The sequence below is a fragment of the Dietzia sp. DQ12-76 genome, assembly GCF_014145045.1.
Taxonomy (GTDB): Bacteria; Actinomycetota; Actinomycetes; order Mycobacteriales; family Mycobacteriaceae; genus Dietzia.
The window spans coordinates 1-4,507 of the sequence record NZ_JAALDV010000506.1; the positions used below are offsets into that span (position 1 = coordinate 1).

At 69.0% G+C, this 4,507-nt stretch carries 4 protein-coding genes and 1 pseudogene; 1 reads left to right on the plus strand and 4 read right to left on the minus strand.

What is annotated here, in order from left to right; genetic code table 11:
* Together G6019_RS15670 and G6019_RS15675 are read right to left on the minus strand one after the other, a co-directional pair.
* Positions 1 to 608, minus strand: a pseudogene (locus G6019_RS15670) (M3 family metallopeptidase); the annotation flags it as partial.
* A 34-nt stretch (positions 609 to 642) separates the two neighbouring features.
* The gene (locus tag G6019_RS15675) at positions 643 to 1,464 is read right to left on the minus strand and encodes a TSUP family transporter (RefSeq protein WP_182612371.1); all 822 of its coding nucleotides are present in this window, start codon (positions 1,462 to 1,464) and stop codon (positions 643 to 645) included.
* 26 nt (positions 1,465 to 1,490) lie between these two features.
* On the opposite strand from G6019_RS15675, the gene G6019_RS15680 reads away from it, so the two are divergent.
* On the plus strand, positions 1,491 to 2,003 hold the full coding sequence (locus G6019_RS15680; RefSeq protein ID WP_107756107.1) for a CGNR zinc finger domain-containing protein: 513 nt from the start codon (positions 1,491 to 1,493) through the stop codon (positions 2,001 to 2,003).
* Between the two features lie 69 nt (positions 2,004 to 2,072).
* Here the strand turns inward: G6019_RS15680 and lepA are convergent, their stop codons facing one another.
* Both lepA and G6019_RS15690 read right to left on the minus strand, forming a co-directional pair.
* Positions 2,073 to 3,932, minus strand: a complete 1,860-nt coding sequence (lepA, locus tag G6019_RS15685; protein WP_107756106.1) for a translation elongation factor 4 — start codon at positions 3,930 to 3,932, stop codon at positions 2,073 to 2,075.
* Positions 3,933 to 3,989: 57 nt separating this feature from the next.
* The coding region (locus tag G6019_RS15690; protein ID WP_182628000.1) for an EthD domain-containing protein at positions 3,990 to 4,507 on the minus strand (518 nt) is incomplete at its 5' end.

Genomic DNA, 4,507 nt, shown 5'->3' on the forward strand with positions numbered 1-4,507 from the left:
CCCTCGAGCTCGGCCTCGTCGGTCACCGGGACGGCGAGCTCGGCGGTCGAGGCGAGCAGGTTCTCCCCGAACGCCGTGGTGAGTTCCGCGAGCCGGGTGTCGATCGCGGTCAGTCGGGCGCGGCCCGCCTCGTCGAGCCCCGCACCGGCCCGCAGGAGGTCACGGTGGTGCCGCCGGATCAGCCGGCCGGTCTCGTCGTCGACCTCCAGTTCCCCCGCCTCCGACGCCGAGTGGATCGCGTCGACCCGCGCGAGGAGGCCCGGGTCGGTCATGACGGCCGACCAGTGCGCGGCCAACAGCGGAGAGACGACCCTGTCGACGTCGAGGCGGGCGGGTGTCGCATCAGGGCCGAGGAGTCCGTAGAACACCGACAGGACCCGCTGGAGCGCCTGACCCGACCGCTCGAGTGCGATGACCGTGTTCTCCACGCTCGGGGGGTCCGGGTTGGCCACGATCGCCGCGATCTCGGCGGCGTGGTCGTCGATCGCCGTCCGGATGGCCGGCTCAAGTTCCGCCTCGTCGACGGCCGCGAAGTCCGGGAGGCCGTACGGCAGCGGGGACTCGTCGAGGAGCGGGTGGCGGCCGGGCTCGGGATTCGGGAGGCTCATGGGCGCGAGTCTACGTCGGCTCCCCGGGGGCGCCTCATGTCCACAGGGCCACCGTGTCCCACGCCAGCTTGACCGCCAGGATGCCGATGACCACCAGGAACACCACCCGGATGAACTCGTTGCCGTGACGCATCGCCATCCTGGCACCGATGAACCCGCCGGTGAGGTTGGCCACCGCCATGCAGCCACCGATGACCCACAACACCTCGCCGTGGACACCGAAGACCAGGATCGAGGCGATGTTGGTGGTGAGGTTGGCGAGTTTTGCCGCCACCGTCCCCTGCAGGAACCCGAAACCCAGGAACGCGACGATCGCGATCACGAAGAACGAGCCGGTCCCCGGCCCCAGGACCCCGTCATAGAACCCGATCACCAGCCCGATCAGCGCGGAACGCCAGATGCGCGCCCACCCGGTGTACCGGTTCTCGTGGGTACGACCCATGGTGGGCCGGAACCACGTGTAGGCACCCACCACGATCACGGCCGCCAGCACCACGGGGGTGAGCAGGTCCCTCGGGATGAACCGGGCGACCGAGGACCCCGCGGCCGAGCCGGCGAACGCGGCGACCACCAGTGGGAGGACCATCCCGATCGGCACACGGATCCGACGCAGATAGGTGGCGGAGGCGACCAGTGTCCCGGCGACCGAGGAGAGCTTGTTGGTGCCGAGGATCTCCGGGGTCGAGGCGTCCGCGGGGAGGCCGACGACCAACGCCGGGAGCTGGATGAGCCCTCCCCCGCCGACGACCGAGTCGACCCAACCGGCGACGAAGGCGGCCAGCACCAGCGCGGCCAGGACCCACGTGGAGACCCCCGCGGCCGGGGACGCGGCCAGACCCGCGAATGACTGAGGCATACGGGGTACTGTGCTGTAATTGGTCTGTGTACATCAACCCTTACGGGGCGGATCCGGTGACCCTCGCCGCCGACCTGGCGAACCGCCGCCCCCGCACCACCCGCGAACTGGTGGACCGCTGCCGCGAATCGGGGGTGACCATCGACCGCGGAGCCTCCGACACGGACCTCACGGAGACGCTGGCGTTTCTCGACGACTGGCTCGTCGTCGTCGACACCACCGAGCCCCGCGGTCGGGCCGACGCTCTCAACGCCCTGCTCGCCGACCACTCCGCACCGCCGAGGCTCACCGACCACGACGGCCACTGGCACGTCCACTACCGGGCGGATGACGTCTCGTTCGCCCGACTCCTCACCGCGATGTTCTCGGTGGGCACCGCACTGCACCTGACCTCGCGCGGCATCGACAGACTGGCCAGGTGTGCGGCCGAGGACTGCGAGGACGTCTTCGCCGACACCACCCGCAACGGCCGCAAACAGTACTGCTCGACACGCTGCACCAACCGGTCCGCCGTACGGCGCCACCGAGCGCGACACTGAGTGGACAGGGGCCGGGGCGGATGCGGGTCGGGGCAGACCAGGGTCGGAGCGGACGTGGGTCGGGCGGCCCTACTTCTTGTCGGAGCTCGACTCCGCGGACAGGGCCGCCACGAAGGCCTCCTGGGGCACGTCCACGCGTCCGATCGACTTCATGCGCTTCTTGCCCTCCTTCTGTTTCTCCAGGAGCTTGCGCTTGCGGCTGATGTCGCCGCCGTAGCACTTGGACAGCACGTCCTTGCGGATCGCGCGGATGTTCTCGCGGGCGATGATCTTGGACCCGATCGCGGCCTGGACCGGGACCTCGTACTGCTGCCGCGGGATGAGCTCCTTGAGCTTGACGGTCATCTTGTTGCCGTAGGCCTGCGCGTAGTCACGGTGCACGATCGCGGAGAACGCGTCCACGGCCTCGCCCTGCAGCAGGATGTCGACCTTGACCAGATCCGCGACCTGCTCCCCGGCCTCCTCGTAGTCCATCGACGCGTACCCCTTGGTACGAGACTTGAGGGAGTCGAAGAAGTCGAAGATGATCTCGCCCATCGGCATGACGTAGCGCAACTCGACCCGGGTCTCGGACAGGTAGTCCATGCCCTTCATCTCGCCACGCTTGGACTGGCACAGCTCCATGGTGGTCCCCACGAACTCGCTCGGCACGATGATCGTGCACTTGACGATCGGCTCGTAGACCTCGCGGTTCTTGCCCTCCGGCCAGTACGACGGGTTGGTGACCTGGTGCTCGCTGCCGTCCTCGGCGACGACCCGGTAGACCACGTTCGGTGCGGTGGAGATGAGATCGAGGTTGAACTCGCGCTCCAACCGGTCCCGGGTGATCTCCATGTGCAGCAGACCGAGGAACCCGCAGCGGAAGCCGAAACCCAACGCCACCGACGTCTCCGGCTCGTAGTCCAGCGAGGCGTCGTTGAGTCGCAGCTTGTCCAACGCGTCGCGCAGGACCGGGTAGTCGGACCCGTCGATCGGGTAGAGACCCGAGAAGACCATGGGGTTGGGTTCGGCGTATCCCGCCAGTGGCTCCTCCGCGCCGCCCCGGGCACTGGTCACCGTGTCACCGACCTTGGACTGACGCACGTCCTTGACGCCGGTGATGAGGTAGCCGACCTCTCCCGGCCCGAGGCCCGTGGAGGCCTTGGGCTCGGGCGAGATGATCCCCACCTCGAGGGCCTCGTACGTGGTGCCGGTCGACATCATCCGGACCTTCTCGCGGGGTCGGAGCGATCCGTCGACCACGCGCACGTAGGTGACGACGCCCCGGTAGGTGTCGTAGACCGAGTCGAAGATCATGGCGCGGGCGGGGGCGTCGGGGTCGCCCTCGGGCGCCGGGATCACGTCACACACCCTGTCCAGCAGTTCCTCGACCCCCGCGCCCGTCTTGCCGGAGACACGGAGGACGTCGTCCGGCTCGCACCCGACGATGTGGGAGATCTCCTCGGCGAACCGCTCGGGGTCCGCCGCCGGGAGGTCGATCTTGTTGAGGACCGGGATGATCTCGAGGTCGTTCTCCATCGCCAGGTACAGGTTGGCCAGCGTCTGCGCCTCGATCCCCTGCGCGGCGTCCACCAGCAGGATCGCCCCCTCGCACGCCTCGAGAGCGCGGGAGACCTCGTAGGTGAAGTCCACGTGGCCCGGGGTGTCGATCATGTGCAGCACGATCTCCTCGCCCGCGTGGTCACCGGAACGCGGCACCCACGGCAGGCGGACGTTCTGCGCCTTGATGGTGATGCCGCGTTCGCGTTCGATGTCCATGCGGTCGAGGTACTGGGCCCGCATGAGCCGCTCCTCGACGACACCGGTGATCTGCAGCATGCGGTCGGCCAGCGTCGACTTGCCGTGGTCGATGTGCGCGATGATGCAGAAGTTCCTGATCCTGGCGGGATCGGTGAACGTCGTCTCTGCGAAGTTGGGAATCTCGATCACTCCTCGGGCGGGCCCGGGCGTGGCGGGGTGCGGTCCGACCGGGCGATCACCCCATTGTCACACGCGCGGACTCCGGACACCCATCACGTACCGCCCCGTGGGGATCGCGTCGACCGCTCCGTCGTCGAGGAAACGGGCCGTCGAGGCGGTCATGGCCTGGATGTGGGCGCTCATCCGCTCGTCACTGCCCTGCGAATCGAAGAACACCCCGAGGTCACGGGCCGCCTCGATCGGGAAGACCTCCTCGACGATCCCGGCGATCTCCGGCGCCCCCTCGGTCAGTGCGCGGACCACCACGTGCTGGGTGTAGCCGGTGGTGGACTGCGTCTCGATCGCCACCGGAGTGTGTTCCTCGAGCCAGATGCGCAGCCACTCGTCGCGGTGCAGACGCTCCGGCCGCCGCAGGAAGGCCAGGTTCGCCATCCCGGGGCACCTCCCGTCCCCTCCGGGCCCGGGTACGGGGAGCGGCTCCGACGCGGTGACCGACCACGCGGAGACCGGGCCCAGCCCACGCAGTGCGTCGAGGAGGTCGGCACACGCGGAGGCCGAGGCCACCGGAACCCGCGCGCGGACCG